A 16,468-nucleotide genomic window follows, 5' to 3' on the forward strand; every position below is an offset into this window, starting at 1 on the left:
AGCTACCCACCAAAGGTAGAGAGAGACGAAACTAAGTTTCACCGGCAATAGTGGAGTAGTTAGTTTTGAAATAAGGGCGTTACCCTTTGTCCCCTAAAGTGTAGCTTATTGCAAAACAAGCAAAGCGAAGTTTTCTGCCCAAATCTATGAATTTTAAATTTTTTACTTCGTGGAATGGTAGTTTTATTTCTTACAATGAGGCTTTGCCCTTTTAAAACAAACTTTTCCAGCCAAATCTACCCACTAGAAAGCTAGAGAAATAGCACTAGAAAAGTCGCTTGATTATTCAAAATTTATTTTCTTCCCATTCGTTATTTTCAAAAATCACATTTAAGAATCTTGTATAATGTTGCATTTTATTAAAAAGGATAAAAATGAATATGATAAATATCGCTTGTGGAGCTAGAATCCACGATAAATGGGAGAATATCGACTTTAGCCCCATAGATAAAAGAGTGAAAAAAGTAAATCTACTAGGCAAATTACCATATAAAGATTCTAGCTTTGATGTGGCGTATTCTAGCCACTTTTTCGAGCATTTGGATAAAAAAGTCGCTCCAAAGCTACTAGGAGAAATCAAGCGGATTTTAAAGCCCAATGGAATCCTAAGGATAGTCGTCCCAGACCTAGAAAACATAGCAAGGGAATATATAAAAATACTAGATTCTATTACGGATTCTGGCAATTTAGATTCTAATAAGTCGCTAGATTCTATAAAATCTCCGGATTATAAGAATCCAGATTCCGCCAAATCGCCAGAATCCCACAATGTCGCATATAAACACGAATGGATTGTAGCTGAGATGTTAGACCAACTAGCAAGGACGCAAATGGGGGGGGGGTTGCTAGAAATATTTAATAAAGTTAAAGGAAATAATGACCTAAAATATGCTAGATATATAAAATTACGAGTTGGGGATAATGTTTTAGAAAATCCCGCAAAAACGCCTAAGATTCCCATAAAAAATAAAATCACGCTAGATAAACTTGCTAATAAGATTCTTAATGTTTACTTAAAATTTGTGCGATTTCTAATCCCAAAAAGTCTGCGAGATGAAGTCTTTATAAACACGAGCATTGGGGAGCGACATAAATATATGTATGATAGATATTCGCTAAGTAGGCTTTTGGAATCGTGCGGGTTTAGGGAAATTAGAATTTTATCTTATAATACAAGCGAGATTTTAGATTTTAACTCATATTTGCTTGATATGAATGCTGATAACTCCCCATATAAGGGGATTTCATCGCTTTATATCGAATGCAAAAAATAACAATAAAAAGGAAAAAAATGAAATGCATACTATGTAAAAGCCCACAATTAAGGCAAATTGAAAGGGTAAATAAAGACAAATTAAGCTTTTTATACAAAAAGGCTTTTGGGGGTGATGTATCAAAAATATTGTTAGAAAATCTTATTTTTTGGCATTGTGAGAGCTGTGATTTGCGATTTTTTAGCTTGGAAAATGGGGAAATTCCTAGTGGGGATAACGACTTTTATAACGCCCTAAATAAAATCGAGTGGTATTATATGAGCGAAAAAAATGAATATCATTTCGCCAAAAATTTCATAAATGATAGCACAAAAGTTTTGGAAGTGGGCTGTGGAAAGGCGGCTTTTAGGGAGTTTCTACCACAAGGGGCAAGGGAAAAATATATTGGGTTGGAGTTTAGCTCTGATGCCAAAGAAATGGCTGCAAAAAATAATATAAATATCCAAAATATCGCCATTGAGGATTTTGCAAAATCGCATAAAGGGGAGTTTGATGTGGCTTGTAGCTTCCAAGTGTTAGAGCATGTGAGTAATCCAAATGAGTTTATAAAGGCTCAAATTGAGTGCTTAAGAAATGCTGAAAATATAAGCAGGGAAAGTGCTATAAATGGGGGGGGGGGAATCGTAAATTAGCCAAATCTAGCCCAAATTTAGATGATTTTCAAAACACTCAAGATTCTATAAATTCCCAAAATTCTACAGATTCTATAAACTGCACAGATTCTAAAGATTCCACGCACTGTAACGATTCCAAAATTTATAAAGATTCTATGGATTCCGCAAACCACGAAGATTCCAGAAATTCTAAAGATTCCAAAAAACTACTAATTATAGCTATTCCAAGCCAAGATAGCTTTCTAAAAGATTGTGTAAATGGAATCCTAAATATGCCACCACATCATATCTCTCGTTTTAGCGATAAAACCCTAGAAAATATCGCTAGGATTTTTGATATAAAATTAACCCAAATCTACCACGAGAGTGTGCAAAACGAGCATATAGACTTTTATAAATCCACAATTTGGGCGAAAATCTTTTTAAAGCCCATTTTGGTTGATTTAGGATTAAGGCGAAAGATAATAAATCGACTTGGAATGCTAGGCAAAAAATTTATAAAGATTCCACCAAATGCTTACGGACACACGGTTGTAGCGGTGTATGAAATCTAAAATTATTTATCGTAAGGAGTAAATATCCTCTTTACGATAGATTAAAATCAATTTTAGAAAATCCCTTTTTGCCTATTTCAATAGATTCTAGAATCCTATAAATTCTTAACTATTTCTTAAAAATAATCACATCATAAGAATTTCGCTTTACAGTAACGCTATTTTTCTTATTATTTTGTTTGTCGATTGAATATTGTAATTCCTCCACCAAAGAATCCAACTCATCTAATTTATCCTTAAGACGCAAGATAATATCAACGCCAGCTAGATTTACACCTAAATCACGGGTGAGTCTAAGTATGGTTTTAATCTTATCAATATCTTTTTGTGAATACAATCGCATTTTTCCATCGGTTCTGCCGGGCTCAATAAGCCCTTCTTTTTCATATTGTCGTAATGTTTGAGGGTGGATTGATAGAATCTTTGCTACTACACTTATCAAAAAAACTGGTTCTTCATAACTATGCATTTTTCTCTCCCTAATCTGGTAATTTTTCTTTCATTAATTGGGCTAATTGAGAATCTATTTTATCACAAGGCGGTAAAATAATATTAGCAATTAAGTATAAATCCCCAATTTTAGCTGTTTTGCGGTCTTTTATACCATGTTCTTTTAAACGAAATTTTTGATTATTCTTTGTGTTTTTTGGAATAGTCAAACTCACTTCTTTATATGGTGTTTTTACTTTGATTTTACCGCCGAAAAGTGCGATTTTCAAAGGTATGTCAATATTTTTATACAAATGACCATCTCTCATTTCATATTCGCTTGATGGTGCGATATTAACCCTTAATAGCAAATCCCCAGTTCTATTTTGGGATTTTTTACCTTTATTTTTTATACGCAAGGTTTCGTTATTTTTGATTCCAGCTGGAATCTTAATATCAAATGTTTTATAGTGGTAACTCCCGCCAAGTAGGGCAGATTCAAATGGTATAGTTATATTTTCTCTTATATCTAAATCCATCTCTTCAAATCCGCTAAATCCGGAAAATCCGCTAAATCCAGAAAAACTGCCACTATTGCTAAAGCCACTTTTACCAAATCCGCCACCAAAAATGGAAGCTAAAATATCATCTAAATTTACATTTTGATTACTTCGTGTAAAATCACTAAAGTTTTGTCCACCAAACATACTATCGCCGAATTGGTCATATTGTGCTCGTTTTTGTTCATCACTTAGGATTTCATATGCTGCATTTATCTCTTTGAATTTTTCCTCAGCACCTTTTTCCTTATTAATATCCGGGTGATATTTCCTAGCAAGTCTCCTATAAGCTTTCTTGATTTCATCACTAGAAGCATTTTGAGATATACCTAAAGTATCGTATAAGCTTTTATTCATAATATTTCCTTAAATATAATAATGTTTAAATTAAATATTTAGCATAATTATATCATAAAAGTTTAGTCATCAAACTAAACTTTTTATTTTCAATGATAGATTTTAAACTTATATGATTTTAGATAGAATCAACAAATTAAATTATTTATTTGAGAGTAAAAATGCTATTAAAAGATATATTGGATTATGGGATTCTGGGATTTTTGATATTTTTAAGTGTGGTTGTTTTGAGCTTGATTTTAGAGAGAATCTATACATTTAAAAAGATTGATTTTTTAAGTTATGTTGATAGAAAATCACTTGAGATTGATTTAACCAAGAATCTAACGCTAATCGCCACAATCGGTTCAAATGCCCCGTATGTCGGGCTTTTAGGAACGGTTGGGGGGATTATGCTTACATTTATTGAGATTGGTCAAAATGATATGGTAAATACACAGGCTATTATGACTGGATTAGCTTTAGCGTTGAAAGCGACAGCTCTTGGGCTTGTTGTGGCAATTCCTGCGATTGTTGCATATAATCTATTGCTTAGAAAAAGTGAGGTTTTGCTTTTAAAATGGGATGTTGCACACGAAATTAATGATTTTAGTATATAGATTTAAGTGAGAGAAAATGAAAAAAATAGATTCTCTAAATCTCGTTCCATTTATCGATATTGTGCTAGTTCTACTCGTGATTGTGCTAACTACAGCTTCTTTTATATCACAAAATCGCATTGATATAGATATTCCAAAGGTTGATAATGCACAAAGTGCCTCTACAAGCCTAAATAAAGATGATAGAATAATCACAATAAAAAAAGATGGAGAGTTTTACTTCGATGATAAAAAAGTTAATTTAGAAGAGTTGGAGTTGTTTATCTCGAGACTTCCAAAAGATTCTAGTATTGTTATAAATGGTGATAAGGAAAGTAATTTTGATAGTTTTATTGCAGTTATGAATCTACTTCAAAAGTTGGATTACCAAAATCTATATGTTTTGGTTGATGAAAAAAATCAAGAAAAATAAAGATAGGGAGGAATTATGTTTGCACAAAACTATACATTAGAGTTGATATTTTCAGCCATTATTACTATGGCAGTTATATTGATTGCTATTCGTATTTATTTGAATATCATCAATAAACCTTCTGGGATAACAAAACCTGATTGGATGAGTGATAGCGATTTTGAGGATAAATTTGGCAAAAGAAAATAATAGATATTTTATAAGGGCTTAGATATGGTAATTAATATAATTTTTACGGTATTCATGATAATCCTAGCAATTATTGATATAAGAACCACAAAAACAGCAAATCATAGAGATTTTAAATCCATCATAATGACTTTTGGGGTTTTGGGAACTTTTATCGGTGTTTTTATAGGGCTTTTGGGATTTGATATAAATAATATCGAAACTTCTGTCCCACATCTTTTAGATGGGCTAAAAATCGCATTTTACACTTCTATCGCTGGAATGAGCATAGCTATTATCATTAGTATATATCAGCGTTCAATTGGCTTTAAAATAGATAATAAAGATAATCTAGATTTTATCACCATACAAAGCAAGAAATTTGATAAATTAGATGAGTTATCAAATATTTCTAATATAAATAAGGAATCTAAAAATATCTTATTGGAATTAAAAGAAATATTTAATAAATCATTTGATATTAATGAAAAAATATATTCTCAAATGGTTGATTCCAATGACAATATTAAAATACTTATAGAATCTAATAATATCTTAAACAACACATCAAAAGACATAGTAAAGCAAATCGAGAATCTAAATACATCTTTTACAAAAGAGATTCAGAATCTTTCAAATGATTTAAGCAATGTTTTAAATAACACATCAAAAGACATAGTAAAACAAATCGAGAATCTAAATACATCTTTTACAAAAGAGATTGAAAAGCTTTCAAATGATTTTAGTGCCGATGTTATCTGCTCTATCAATAATCTTTCAACTGAATTTACAAATACGATTAATCTACATTTTAGTGAGAATTTTAAGCGATTTAATAAAGCTGTGGATAATCTTTTAGAATGGCAAAAAGAGCAGAAGAAAAATATATTAGATTCCAATGACATTCTAACCCAATCATCTAAATCGCTCCAAACAATAGATAAGGTTATTCATAATATTATGGAGCGAGATGAAAAAACAATAGAGCTTTATAAAGAAGTTACATCTATAATGAAAGATTATAAAACACAAAATCTCATCTTAGATGAAAAACTACAATCTATGCGTGATTTAGGCAATGGTGCATTGCAATCTTTAAAATTTATGAATACATTTTTTAATGACTTAAATCATCATCTTAAATCAACAAATGAAACCCTAATAACAAACACAAAAGCCACTATTGATAATGTATTTATTGCAACGATTAAGGATTTTGAATCTATCAATAAAAATGTGATAAATAATATGAAAGATAGAGATGAATCGCTACTTAAATCCATAGAATCTTCTGTAAAAATAGTGCAGAATCTAGCTAATTCAATGATTGAAGGAAATAAGATTCTCTCTCAAAACTACCAAAAGCTAAATAAAGATTTAGAATTAAATGTCAAGGCTATTAGCCAAAATACAAGTGAAATGATAAGCAATATAAACAAAGAGGGCATAAAACATCTTAAAAATACAACGAAATTATATTTTAATGATATTTCTAACACACAACATAAAATCTTAAATAATATGTCAAATCAAATCAGTAAAAATCAAGAAATGTTAGATTCTACGCTCTTAAATCTTATTAATAAATATCTAGAATCTTTAGAGCAGATAACAATCTCAAGTATAAAAGCATCAAAAGATATAAATCTCTCCAATATAGAGGATATTAAATATCTAAATAATGAGATTACAAGCTATATAAAAGACAATGTATCATCACTAAATAAATCCAATTTAGAGTTATTAAATATACTAGAGCTTTTAAATAAACAGATTGAGGATTCTAATAATACAAGTAAAATAATGCAAACTAGGGCAAAAGATTCGATAAAAAATATAGAGGATTCTTTGCAACAAGTAAGTGATGGTTTTAAAAATGATTATGAGTGGTTTTTACGCAGGATTCGAGATATTATCGGGCAGAGATTAAATTAAATTTTAATAAATTGTTGTTTAAAATCTATAAATATCATTTTTTGGGATAAAATCATAAAATATCTTATGGGAAATTTATTTTATGAGAAAACTTCGCTTCGTTTTGCAAGAAAAATTAATAGCGATTAATATTCAGGGGAGCTTATGTTTGCAATTGATTTTAGACCTAAAAATTTAAGCGAATTTGTCGGGCAGAAGCACCTTGTGGGTGAAAATGCCCCCATTGCAAATATGATAAAAAATAATTCCCTAATCCATATGTTTTTTTACGGACCGCCCGGAAGTGGGAAAACGACCTTAGCTAGGATAATTGCCAAGGAACTCGCATTAGATTTTATGGAGTTTAACGCCACTTCATTTAAAGCAGAATCTTTGCGTAAGGTTGTTTCACAAGATTCCCTAATTAAGCCAATTATTTTTATCGATGAGATTCACCGCCTAAACAAAGCCCAGCAGGAGATTCTGCTCCCTATAATGGAGAATTTTTGGGCGATAATTTTGGGGGCTTCGACTTATAATCCATATTCCGCCCTAACCAATGCCATTCGCTCTCGTTCGCTTATTTTTGAGTTTAAGGCGTTAAGTTCGCGTGATTTGGGGGAGATTCTAGATTCTATAGCTTTAAAAAATGAGCTTGTTTTAAATGCAGAATCTAGGGAGTATATCATTAATACTAGTGGCGGAGACTGCCGAGCTATGCTTAATTTACTAGATATTGCAAAGAGTGATTTGAGTTTAAATAATCTAAAAGCAATCCGCCCGATTTCGATGAATGAGGGCGTAAGCGAGGATTCCACGCATTATGATTTGATTTCTGCACTCATTAAAAGCATTCGTGGGAGCGATGAGAATGCGAGTATCTACTACCTTGCAAGGCTTATTAAGGCTGGGGAAAATCCGGAGTTTATCGCAAGGAGGCTTGTGATTTTGGCTAGTGAAGATATTGGCAATGCCAATCCAAATGCCCTAAATATCGCCACAAACACGATGTTAGCAGTCTCTAAAATCGGCTATCCAGAATCTAGGATAATTCTTTCTCAATGCGTCCTTTATCTAGCGAGTTCCCCAAAGTCAAATACCGCTTATAAGGCGATAGATGGGGCGTTGGAGTATATCGAAAATAATAAGCTAGAGATTCCACCCCATATTAAAAACTTCAATAAAAACTACAAATATCCCCATGATTTCGGTGGCTGGGTAAAGCAACAATATCTCCCAAGAGATTTGAAATTCGTCGAGTGGAGCGATATTGGCTTTGAAAAAACACTCCAAGAATGGCTTCAAAAAATTAAAAAAACATTTCACAAATAATACACACTCTCTTATTAATATTTCGTTTATAAATCATTAATGATTTAATGGTTTATAGATTTTAACAAGTTTGCAAAATGCAAACGAAGGAGAAACAATGACAAGTAAGAGGATAGATAGAAACGGCTTTTCGATGATTGAATTGGTGTTTGTTATCGTTATCTTGGGCGTTCTAGCGGCAGTTGCTGTGCCTAGATTTGTAACAACTAGGACAGATGCACAAGTGGCAATGCTACGAAGTGATATTGCTTCCACGTTAAAAGCAATTCCAGCTAGGGTTTTCGCTGAGAATCTAGACCCAACTGCAAGCACAGCAGATGGATTTAGCGATTGGGGTGAGTGGATGATTGATACTGGTGGGTTAGATAGAGGCAGATGGGAATCCACCGGCACTTCAATCCAACCCATCGTCCCAGCAAGTGGAAGCACTGCAAAAGTAGAATGCGGTAGTTTGATAAATCTAGATGTAACTAGTGGTAATCTAACATTCGACCCAACCCTTATCACAGGAACTCAAACGCTTTGCACCAGCCTAAGAGATTCCTATCCAAGTGATTCAAATAGGGTTATACCACTTGCCACAACTGGAGCAGTTCAGTTTTAATTGTGAGATTCCATATTTCTTTATTCTTTATTCTGTATAACATTTTTAAGATATTTTGGCTTTAAAAGCTAGAATATCTTAAATCTAATATTACCTTATTTTATTGTTTTGATAGTTTGTCAAAAACTCTTCTAGATTAAATTTTTTTCTATGATTTTGTGTGAAAATATGTATCATAATATCGCCCAAATCAGCGATAATCCAATCTCCATTATCCTCATCTGTAGCATAAAATATCTCGCCTTGTGGCTTTAACTCATTTTTTAATGTATCCAACAATGCAAAGCTATGTTTATCAGCTAAGCTTGTTGCAATAATGACATATTGTGTTATATAGTTACTTTTTGTAAGGTCAAAAAATGCTATGTCTTCGGCTTTTTTACTATCTAACAAATGGACGATAAAATCCACTCTATCTTTAATTTTCAAATATTTTACCTCATTTTGAATTTGCGATTTTATAGAATCTAAAAGATAAGATTCTATCTTAGAATCTATAAAATTTCCACATAAATACCCTCTAATATCACTTGATTTACAAGGCTCTTTTATCTCAAGATATACTGCATTTTTCTTTATCGTATCAAATGAAATATTATCTCTTTTTGCGATTATAAAATCCACTTCTTTTTTAATTAATTCTATTTTATGCCATTTTGGTAAATCCTTTACAATATCCGCACCGATAACTAAAAAAATCCTATTTGGATTATAGATTTTTTTAAAATATAGAATAGAATCTATAGTGTAATTTGGCTTATTCTGCTCTATCTCGTAGTTTGAGACAATAATTTTTGGAAAATCTTTTGTTAATATTCTTAGCCATTCAAAGCGATTTTGTGCAGAAAATAGGGTTTGCTTTTTTAGTGGATTTAAAAATGCAGGTAAAACAATAATTAAATCTAAGAAATCCATTGTTGATAGATGTTTAATAATCTCAAAATGTCCTTTATGTGGCGGGTCAAATGAGCCACCAAAAATTGCGATATTGATATAATCTCCTTATAGTTTTTGGATTAATAACATATATATAACTACGCCACCTAATATGCTTACGATAGGAATCTTAATGCTTAAATGTAGTATCACCACAACAGCCACTCCAATAATTTCTTTTATACCATAAAATGGTGCTTCGAATCTCATATATCGTAAGCAATACACAACCAACATCGCAATTATAGCATTTGGCAATATATTTGAAATATAATCTAAAAATGCAGGAATCTTTTTTGGCATAATAAAATATGGCAGAAATCTTGTAATAAGATTTGCGATAGCGATAACTAAAATAATCAATAATATTTCCGTATTCATTCTTAGGATTCTCGTATTTGGATTTTTGCATTTAGAAATGGTCGCAATATAATAAAAACGATAATACTAGTTATAATAGAAACTATCAAAAAATACTGCTCACCAATGGTAATTAACCAAAAAAGGCTAATTATGATTCCAAGAATTGCTGGGATATGTGTCTTAGAACTCTTCCATAAATCGATAAAAATCACAACAAAAATTGCTGTCATTATAAAATCCAATCCATCTGTATTAAATGTTAAGATTCCACCAATCAATACACCCAAGATACAACCAACAATCCAATATATATAATTTAACATTGAGATAAATAACATAAATAAATCTTTATTAGAATCTTTATGTGGAATCTTAGTCTTTAGCAATGCAAATGTTTCATCAGTTAGCCAAAAGATGTGTAAAAACCTTTTCCAATCCATATGCTTATATTCTGGCATCATAATCAATGTATAGAAACTTTGTCTTGCATTTACCATTAAGATAGTAATAAAAATATTGATTAATCCAAATCCACCACTAAAAAAGCTAATTGCCAAAAACTGCCCAATACCAGAATAAATAAAAATACTCATAATTGCCGCATAAAAAGTGCCAAATCCGCTTGCTTTTAGTAGGATTCCAAAAATAGCACCCATAGAAATATATCCAAACATTATCTCTAAATCTTTTAAAAATGCATCTTTTAGTGTAAAAATATATGGATTCATTTAGCTATCTTAATATTGTGGAATCTAAAATGTAATATTATATGAGAAAGTAGCATATAAAAAATACCTAAAAATAATAAATGATAAAAATCCCATTTTATTAGAGAAAAATCTGCTCCCATTTGATTTAGCTTTAAAAAGCCATCAACACTTGGTAATGCTGGGATAAAATTCATAAAAAACTTAATCCACATAGGTATCATCTCACTTGGCCAAATAAAACCTAATGCAAATAATAATGGCATACTCATAACAAGCACAATTTGTGGAACATACTCCATTCTATTAAAAATACTTCCAAGAAAAATACCAAATGCACTTGTGGAGGAAACAAACGCCAATCCAAAAATAATAAGCTCTACCATACTTGCAAAGGTCGTTATATTATATAAATCATAAATAAAACCAAAATAGAATAAAAATAATGGAAAATATATAATGGAAAATGCAATAACCCTTGCGTTGATTAAAAAAAATGGACTAACCTCACAGAAATAATCTTTTCTGCCTTGTTTGAATTGCTGGTTTTGTAATCCACATAAGATTCCACACGACATAATTATTGTTTGATGAAGTATGAATATCAAAATTACTGATATTATGTAGTTCAAATATCCAATGCTTGGATTATAAAGTGGGATAAAATCCCAATCTATTTTAGAATCTTCTATTGATATATCTTTATTATATAGTGATTGTTTTATCTTAATATCTGTATTTAGTGCATTTGACGCATTATTTAAACCCTCTATAATGGTGCTATGGATAAAAAAATATGAATTATCAGCGATATAATAAACCTTTGGCACAGATAGTTTTATAGAATCCCTCTCAAATCCACTTGGAATATGCAAGATCCCATATATTTTATTTTGTTTGAGTAATGATATTGCATTTTGCATATTTGTTATGGATGCTACTTCTATTTTTGGTGTGGCATTTGTGTTAAATGCAAAATTCCTACTTAATGTTGTTCTATCATCATCTACAATGGCAATTTTTTGCTTTACTACAATATCATTTAGATATGGGCTTGGGTAGAAAAATGCATATATGATATTTCCGCCAATGATTATAGTTAGTATTGAAAAGCTTGTTAATATGGTCTTAAGCTCTTTTACAATCACATCAAATAGCTTTATCATATGGGTTTCTTCTTTTTATAGATAATAAAGCCTAAGATTCCAAATAATAAAAATGGGAGATTCCGCATTATTAATTGTAGGCTATAAATAGCATCTATTTCGTAGTTTTGTTGTTGGATATAAACTTGTATGTAGTTGGTTATAGGCAATATAGAGCTCCAAAATGTAGGAAATAATTCCATACTATTTAATGGATAGGTTATGCCAATAAATGCTAAGCTTGGTGCTGCATAAAATGCCGCTACACTAATACTTCTAATATGAGAGCCAATAATTGCATATAAAAAGATTCCAATGCTATTATATGCCAATATGGTAACTAATGCATTTAATATTAAGATTCCAATATTCCCATTACTAGGATAGGAGAGATTATAAAATGCTATAGTCATTATAATCCACCATATAAAAAATATTATTGTATTAATTAAAATTTTTGCACCTAGATGTTTATAAATAGATTCTATTTTATTTATTTTATTTTTGATAAAACCCACATCTTTTTCATCATATGCAATCAACGCTATCATACAAAGGATAATAAAAAGTTGCCACGAACAAGGCAGAGCAGCAGTTAGTAAAAATTGAGAAAAATTACTATTTGGATTATATAGTGAAATAATTTTTGGCATAAAATCAATGCTTTTTCCTAGTGCTAAACTTGTATTTTGAGAAGAAGCGATATATCGCTTGAATCTTAAATCTACATCTTCGTTTTTAAAAACCAAATTCAATGCACCATATATATTTTTACCAATAAAAACTAATTGCGTATTATAATAAATCCCCACACTAGGCGTTATTTGTCTTTTTAAGTCAAATTCAAAATTATGTGGAAAAACAACCAAAGCATAGATATTTTTTACACTTAAATCATCTTTCGCCTCTGTTATGCTGGAATAATATCGCTTCACATTTATTCCTTGTGAGGCATTTATATCAAATATAATATTTCTTGAGGTTTGCGTATTATCCAAATCCACAATCCCAATTGGAGTGTCGCTAATAATAGATTTGGATATTGTGCTATACATAAAAATACCTACAAAAAGCGGCATTACAATATACATAAATAATAGAAATCTATCTTTTAATATATTTGTTATTTCTATCTTTATTATCTCAAGCATATTAAAGATTTAATCCTCTACTAAAACACTCATACCAACTCTCAAACCATCTATCTTATCAATGATATTTGCTTCAATCTCATATGATTTCATATCATAATTATTTTTCTTATTTGCACTTTTCCAAATAGCAAAATCCCCTAAAGGTGATATATATCTAACACTAAATCTAATATTTTTATCCAATGCCGGCACAAATGCACTAAATTCGCTACCTATTTTAAACTTTTCTAATTTATCTTCTGTAATGCTGAATCTCAAATACATACTATTTGTATCAAGCACTAAAATAACGGGAAAGCCACTAGGGGCTAACTCATTTGTATGTAGCAATATATTGCTAACTTCTCCGCTAATGGGCGAAAATGCCTGTGTGTCTTTTGCATAAGATTCTACTTCATCTAATGTCCCAAGTGCAGCTAACTCTTTTTGCTTAAGTGCTTCTTTTGTTTCCTTTGTCGCACCATCAAGGGCTAATTTATATTGTTGATATGCTGTGTTTTCATTATACTTAGCACTTTTAAAATTCGTTTCCGCCTCATCTCTTTTTTGCAAACTAACAACGCCACTATCATATAGATTCTGAATCCTAATATATGTTTTCTCAGCCAATTCTGCCATAGCTTTTGCAGCCATATAAACCTCTTTTGCAGAGGTTATAGTCTCAATCCTAGCACCTTTATTTGTTTCTTCACTTAATGCTTTTGCAGCCTCGTAACCAGCTTTTGCTTGTTTTATTTTAGCTTCTAATTCTGGGCTTTTAATGCTATATGCCAAATCACCGGATTTAATAAAATCACCTTTTTTGACAAAAATCTCCTCAATCCTTCCAGCTACTTTTGATGAGATACTATATTGTGTAGCTTCAATCTGTCCTTGTATAAAAGTTGGCTTTGGTTTATGAGCAATATAAAAACTAAATACAAGCCATATTGCTATAGCTAAGATTATAACGCCAACAATAGTAATTTTTAGTATTTTCATAATGACCTCTATTTATAAAATGTATAAAACAAATCAATATCATTACTTAAAACGCATAGTTTCGCCAAAGCAAGTATATATCTATATTCTACATTTTTTATCTCAATCATCGCCCCTGATAATGCATTTCTTGCGTCAATGACTTTTGCACTATCTCCCATTCCATTTCTAAATGCCTCTTCTTGTAATCGTAGATTTTCTTTGGCAAGTTCAAGTGTGGATTCTAGATTCTCATAACTTTCTTTTGCAAATACAACTTCTTTATATGTTTTTTGGGTTAGTAGTAAAATATCTTTTTTTGCCTGTGAACGCATATAATTAATCTCATTTTGTGCGATTTGACTTGCTTGATACCTAAAGATTCTACCCTTTTGGCTAAATATAGATATTTTTGCGACAATACCTACATTCCAATTTGGAATCATCTTATTTAATAAAACATTATTATCTTTAAAAATATAACCGCCATAAAGTCCAATTGTCGGCAAAAAGTCAGCAAACTCAATATTGCTTAATTCTTCTGCTTGCATTTGCTTAATTTCTATTGATTTTAATGCTGGATATGATGCTAATACTTTTTGCTGATAAGATTCCAATGAATCTAATTCCTTTAAGCTAATCTTTAATGGCGATATTAAATGCAGATTCTCAATAGTGCCATTTTGATTAATTGTAACATCTCGCATTATATTACTATCTTGTAGAATGGTTTCAAATCCTAAAAGTGCAATGGAGAGAGAATCTTTTGCTTGTAGCGTTTTACTTTTTGATTTATCATATGCAACCTGCGCACTTAATCTTTCTAGTTTTGCAATCTGTCCATTTTGTTCTAATGCAATCGCATTTTCTAGATGAATCTTATGCCCATTTTCTACATCTAAGAGCGTTTGTAAGATTTCTAAATTTAGTATCAAACCATAATATGTTTTTACCAAATCCTCAAATAAATTAATTTTCTTTAGTTGCATTAAAAAATTTGCATCATCTATATTCAAATCCGCGATATTTCCAGCTGAGAGCCGTTTCCCACCTGTATATAATGGATACATAATGCTTATAATGCCATAGGCAAGATTATTTGTGCTGATATTTGTTGTGTGATTGATATTCGGCAATATAGGCATTATGGAGCTTAATGGTAGTTGCATATTGAATTGAATAGGGTCGCTTATATATGTGTAACTACCAATTAAATCAATATTTGGCATATACATCATATTTGCAGCAGATTTTAATTTTCTAGCTTTTTGCACATTTTGTTGCGATGCTTTTAATCCGTCATTATTTAATAAAACCTTATTAAAAGATTCTTCTAAGCTTAAATCATATGCATTTAGTAGTAATGCTACAATTGATATTAATATAATCTTTAGCATCTTATTTTTCTTGATTATAATATATGATTTCTACATCTGCTTTTACTATTTCACTAAATGAGCCATTTACATAATATACATTATCAATGCCACTATTTGCTAACTCATCGCTTATATTTTTTGCTGTTGTTCCACTATGACAATATAATAAAATCTTTTTATCTTTATTTTCTTGTGCTATATAGCCTATTCGTTTTGCAGATTCCACATTTATAGAATCTTTCAAATGGTCTATTAAAAAATAGCCCTTATTCCTAACATCTATTAATATACAATTATCTATCATCTTTTTTAAATCCTTAGGATTTACCGCTCTTGGAGAAGTATTTTTATTCATATTTATTATCCAATGTTCTTTAATATATTTTTGCAATTATAATCTAAAAATAGTTAGCAAAAATATTAAAAAGTGTAGATAATTTATAGGCTTATGCTAAAATCCCATTATATTTTTTCTAGGATTAAAATGAAAATACTACATCTCATCTCGCAAGATTCCGGTGGGGCTGGAAGGGCGGCTTTACGGCTACATAAGGCATTATTAGATAAAGGCGTAGATTCCCTTATGCTAGTGCAGCAAAAAACCACCGATTTACCCTCCGTGCTTCGCCTAGCAAAGACTAAGCCCCAAAAGGCAATGGAGAAGATTCGCCCGATTCTCTCCACGCTTCCGCTACTTTTCTATCCCAAGCGACATAAGGATATTTTCTCACCCAATGGGCTTACAAATAGGCTTTTAATAAAAAGGATAAAAGAGATTAAGCCAGATTTAATCCACTTGCATTGGATAAATAACGGCTTTCTAAATGTTAAAGATTTAGGCAAGTTTGGTGTGCCGCTCCTTTGGAGTTTACACGATGCTAACCCCTATACAGGCGGGGGGCCCCATTTGGGACCCCCCCCTTTAAGGGGGAGCATCCAATGTAAAAAAAAACCCCCATTTAAATTAAGGGGCAAAATTTATATTTTCTTTTTTAATTTTTAAGTAA

General features: G+C 31.0%; 20 protein-coding genes. 10 read left to right on the forward strand and 10 right to left on the reverse strand.

The window, feature by feature from the left end:
- The first annotated feature begins 374 nt into the window (after positions 1-374).
- The 3 genes from CCY99_RS09945 to CCY99_RS07145 all read left to right on the forward strand — a co-directional run bounded on the left by CCY99_RS09945 (position 375) and on the right by CCY99_RS07145 (position 2,442).
- Positions 375-1,274: a methyltransferase domain-containing protein gene (locus CCY99_RS09945; protein ID WP_112060729.1), complete on the forward strand. Its 900-nt coding sequence runs from the start codon at positions 375-377 to the stop codon at positions 1,272-1,274.
- Positions 1,275-1,291: 17 nt separating this feature from the next.
- Positions 1,292-1,906, forward strand: a complete 615-nt coding sequence (locus CCY99_RS07140) for a methyltransferase domain-containing protein (RefSeq protein ID WP_112060747.1) — start codon at positions 1,292-1,294, stop codon at positions 1,904-1,906.
- A gap of 137 nt (positions 1,907-2,043) precedes the next feature.
- Positions 2,044-2,442 carry a hypothetical protein gene (locus tag CCY99_RS07145; RefSeq protein WP_112060730.1) on the forward strand — a complete coding sequence of 133 codons (399 nt, stop codon included), beginning with the start codon at positions 2,044-2,046 and terminating at the stop codon, positions 2,440-2,442.
- Between the two features lie 109 nt (positions 2,443-2,551).
- Here CCY99_RS07145 and CCY99_RS07150 read toward each other — a convergent pair whose 3' ends face one another.
- Positions 2,552-2,911 (reverse strand): helix-turn-helix transcriptional regulator, encoded by a 360-nt coding sequence (locus CCY99_RS07150; RefSeq protein WP_112060731.1) that lies wholly within the window; start codon positions 2,909-2,911, stop codon positions 2,552-2,554.
- 10 nt (positions 2,912-2,921) lie between these two features.
- Positions 2,922-3,788 (reverse strand): DnaJ C-terminal domain-containing protein, encoded by an 867-nt coding sequence (locus CCY99_RS07155; RefSeq protein ID WP_112060732.1) that lies wholly within the window; start codon positions 3,786-3,788, stop codon positions 2,922-2,924.
- Positions 3,789-3,949: 161 nt separating this feature from the next.
- Between CCY99_RS07155 and exbB the strand changes: the two genes are divergently transcribed.
- From exbB to CCY99_RS07180, 6 genes are all read left to right on the forward strand, one after another.
- A complete protein-coding gene (exbB, locus tag CCY99_RS07160) occupies positions 3,950-4,387 on the forward strand; it encodes a TonB-system energizer ExbB (RefSeq protein ID WP_112060733.1) in 438 nt (145 codons plus the stop codon).
- A gap of 16 nt (positions 4,388-4,403) precedes the next feature.
- Positions 4,404-4,799, forward strand: coding sequence for a biopolymer transporter ExbD (locus CCY99_RS07165; RefSeq protein WP_112060734.1), 396 nt, complete (start codon positions 4,404-4,406; stop codon positions 4,797-4,799).
- Between the two features lie 15 nt (positions 4,800-4,814).
- Positions 4,815-4,988, forward strand: a complete 174-nt coding sequence (locus CCY99_RS09615) for a hypothetical protein (RefSeq protein ID WP_181646884.1) — start codon at positions 4,815-4,817, stop codon at positions 4,986-4,988.
- A gap of 24 nt (positions 4,989-5,012) precedes the next feature.
- Entirely contained in the window at positions 5,013-6,902 is a 1,890-nt protein-coding gene (locus tag CCY99_RS07170) for a hypothetical protein (protein ID WP_112060735.1), read from the forward strand.
- A 144-nt stretch (positions 6,903-7,046) separates the two neighbouring features.
- The gene (locus tag CCY99_RS07175; protein WP_112060736.1) at positions 7,047-8,213 is read left to right on the forward strand and encodes a replication-associated recombination protein A; all 1,167 of its coding nucleotides are present in this window, start codon (positions 7,047-7,049) and stop codon (positions 8,211-8,213) included.
- A 97-nt stretch (positions 8,214-8,310) separates the two neighbouring features.
- Positions 8,311-8,817 carry a prepilin-type N-terminal cleavage/methylation domain-containing protein gene (locus tag CCY99_RS07180; protein WP_112060737.1) on the forward strand — a complete coding sequence of 169 codons (507 nt, stop codon included), beginning with the start codon at positions 8,311-8,313 and terminating at the stop codon, positions 8,815-8,817.
- A 90-nt stretch (positions 8,818-8,907) separates the two neighbouring features.
- On the opposite strand, the gene nadD is transcribed toward CCY99_RS07180, so the two are convergent.
- Genes nadD through CCY99_RS07220 form a run of 8 tightly spaced genes read right to left on the reverse strand, consistent with a single transcriptional unit; the run spans position 8,908 to position 15,816 of the window.
- Positions 8,908-9,810, reverse strand: coding sequence for a nicotinate (nicotinamide) nucleotide adenylyltransferase (gene nadD / locus CCY99_RS09950; RefSeq protein WP_346436976.1), 903 nt, complete (start codon positions 9,808-9,810; stop codon positions 8,908-8,910).
- 9 nt (positions 9,811-9,819) lie between these two features.
- On the reverse strand, positions 9,820-10,116 hold the full coding sequence (locus CCY99_RS07190; RefSeq protein WP_181646885.1) for an AzlD domain-containing protein: 297 nt from the start codon (positions 10,114-10,116) through the stop codon (positions 9,820-9,822).
- Between the two features lie 20 nt (positions 10,117-10,136).
- The gene (locus CCY99_RS07195; protein ID WP_112060739.1) at positions 10,137-10,844 is read right to left on the reverse strand and encodes an AzlC family ABC transporter permease; all 708 of its coding nucleotides are present in this window, start codon (positions 10,842-10,844) and stop codon (positions 10,137-10,139) included.
- Positions 10,841-11,989: an ABC transporter permease gene (locus CCY99_RS07200; protein WP_112060740.1), complete on the reverse strand. Its 1,149-nt coding sequence runs from the start codon at positions 11,987-11,989 to the stop codon at positions 10,841-10,843. Before CCY99_RS07200 ends, CCY99_RS07195 begins: the two co-directional genes overlap by 4 nt.
- Positions 11,986-13,119 carry an ABC transporter permease gene (locus CCY99_RS07205; protein WP_112060741.1) on the reverse strand — a complete coding sequence of 378 codons (1,134 nt, stop codon included), beginning with the start codon at positions 13,117-13,119 and terminating at the stop codon, positions 11,986-11,988. The genes CCY99_RS07200 and CCY99_RS07205 overlap by 4 nt, the downstream gene beginning before the upstream one ends.
- Before the next feature lie 9 nt (positions 13,120-13,128).
- Positions 13,129-14,103, reverse strand: a complete 975-nt coding sequence (locus tag CCY99_RS07210; RefSeq protein WP_112060742.1) for an efflux RND transporter periplasmic adaptor subunit — start codon at positions 14,101-14,103, stop codon at positions 13,129-13,131.
- A gap of 8 nt (positions 14,104-14,111) precedes the next feature.
- The gene (locus CCY99_RS07215) at positions 14,112-15,479 is read right to left on the reverse strand and encodes a TolC family protein (RefSeq protein WP_112060743.1); all 1,368 of its coding nucleotides are present in this window, start codon (positions 15,477-15,479) and stop codon (positions 14,112-14,114) included.
- A 1-nt stretch (position 15,480) separates the two neighbouring features.
- Positions 15,481-15,816 carry a rhodanese-like domain-containing protein gene (locus CCY99_RS07220; RefSeq protein ID WP_112060744.1) on the reverse strand — a complete coding sequence of 112 codons (336 nt, stop codon included), beginning with the start codon at positions 15,814-15,816 and terminating at the stop codon, positions 15,481-15,483.
- Between the two features lie 129 nt (positions 15,817-15,945).
- Between CCY99_RS07220 and CCY99_RS07225 the strand changes: the two genes are divergently transcribed.
- Positions 15,946-16,464, forward strand: coding sequence for a glycosyltransferase (locus tag CCY99_RS07225; protein WP_112060745.1), 519 nt, complete (start codon positions 15,946-15,948; stop codon positions 16,462-16,464).
- Positions 16,465-16,468: the final 4 nt, after the last annotated feature.

Origin of the sequence: Helicobacter sp. 16-1353, from assembly GCF_003288815.1 — a bacterium.
Lineage (GTDB): Bacteria > Campylobacterota > Campylobacteria > Campylobacterales > Helicobacteraceae > NHYM01.

What these genes read in the sequence shown, in the direction of transcription:
- CCY99_RS09945 (WP_112060729.1), top strand. Translation starts at nt 375, where the DNA reads ATGAATATGATAAATATCGCTTGTGGAGCTAGAATCCACGATAAATGG.
- CCY99_RS07140 (WP_112060747.1), top strand. Translation starts at nt 1,292, where the DNA reads ATGAAATGCATACTATGTAAAAGCCCACAATTAAGGCAAATTGAAAGG.
- CCY99_RS07145 (WP_112060730.1), top strand. Translation starts at nt 2,044, where the DNA reads ATGGATTCCGCAAACCACGAAGATTCCAGAAATTCTAAAGATTCCAAA.
- CCY99_RS07150 (WP_112060731.1), bottom strand. Translation starts at nt 2,911, where the DNA reads ATGCATAGTTATGAAGAACCAGTTTTTTTGATAAGTGTAGTAGCAAAG.
- CCY99_RS07155 (WP_112060732.1), bottom strand. Translation starts at nt 3,788, where the DNA reads ATGAATAAAAGCTTATACGATACTTTAGGTATATCTCAAAATGCTTCT.
- exbB (WP_112060733.1), top strand. Translation starts at nt 3,950, where the DNA reads ATGCTATTAAAAGATATATTGGATTATGGGATTCTGGGATTTTTGATA.
- CCY99_RS07165 (WP_112060734.1), top strand. Translation starts at nt 4,404, where the DNA reads ATGAAAAAAATAGATTCTCTAAATCTCGTTCCATTTATCGATATTGTG.
- CCY99_RS09615 (WP_181646884.1), top strand. Translation starts at nt 4,815, where the DNA reads ATGTTTGCACAAAACTATACATTAGAGTTGATATTTTCAGCCATTATT.
- CCY99_RS07170 (WP_112060735.1), top strand. Translation starts at nt 5,013, where the DNA reads ATGGTAATTAATATAATTTTTACGGTATTCATGATAATCCTAGCAATT.
- CCY99_RS07175 (WP_112060736.1), top strand. Translation starts at nt 7,047, where the DNA reads ATGTTTGCAATTGATTTTAGACCTAAAAATTTAAGCGAATTTGTCGGG.
- CCY99_RS07180 (WP_112060737.1), top strand. Translation starts at nt 8,311, where the DNA reads ATGACAAGTAAGAGGATAGATAGAAACGGCTTTTCGATGATTGAATTG.
- CCY99_RS07195 (WP_112060739.1), bottom strand. Translation starts at nt 10,844, where the DNA reads ATGAATCCATATATTTTTACACTAAAAGATGCATTTTTAAAAGATTTA.
- CCY99_RS07200 (WP_112060740.1), bottom strand. Translation starts at nt 11,989, where the DNA reads ATGATAAAGCTATTTGATGTGATTGTAAAAGAGCTTAAGACCATATTA.
- CCY99_RS07205 (WP_112060741.1), bottom strand. Translation starts at nt 13,119, where the DNA reads ATGCTTGAGATAATAAAGATAGAAATAACAAATATATTAAAAGATAGA.
- CCY99_RS07210 (WP_112060742.1), bottom strand. Translation starts at nt 14,103, where the DNA reads ATGAAAATACTAAAAATTACTATTGTTGGCGTTATAATCTTAGCTATA.
- CCY99_RS07215 (WP_112060743.1), bottom strand. Translation starts at nt 15,479, where the DNA reads ATGCTAAAGATTATATTAATATCAATTGTAGCATTACTACTAAATGCA.
- CCY99_RS07220 (WP_112060744.1), bottom strand. Translation starts at nt 15,816, where the DNA reads ATGAATAAAAATACTTCTCCAAGAGCGGTAAATCCTAAGGATTTAAAA.
- CCY99_RS07225 (WP_112060745.1), top strand. Translation starts at nt 15,946, where the DNA reads ATGAAAATACTACATCTCATCTCGCAAGATTCCGGTGGGGCTGGAAGG.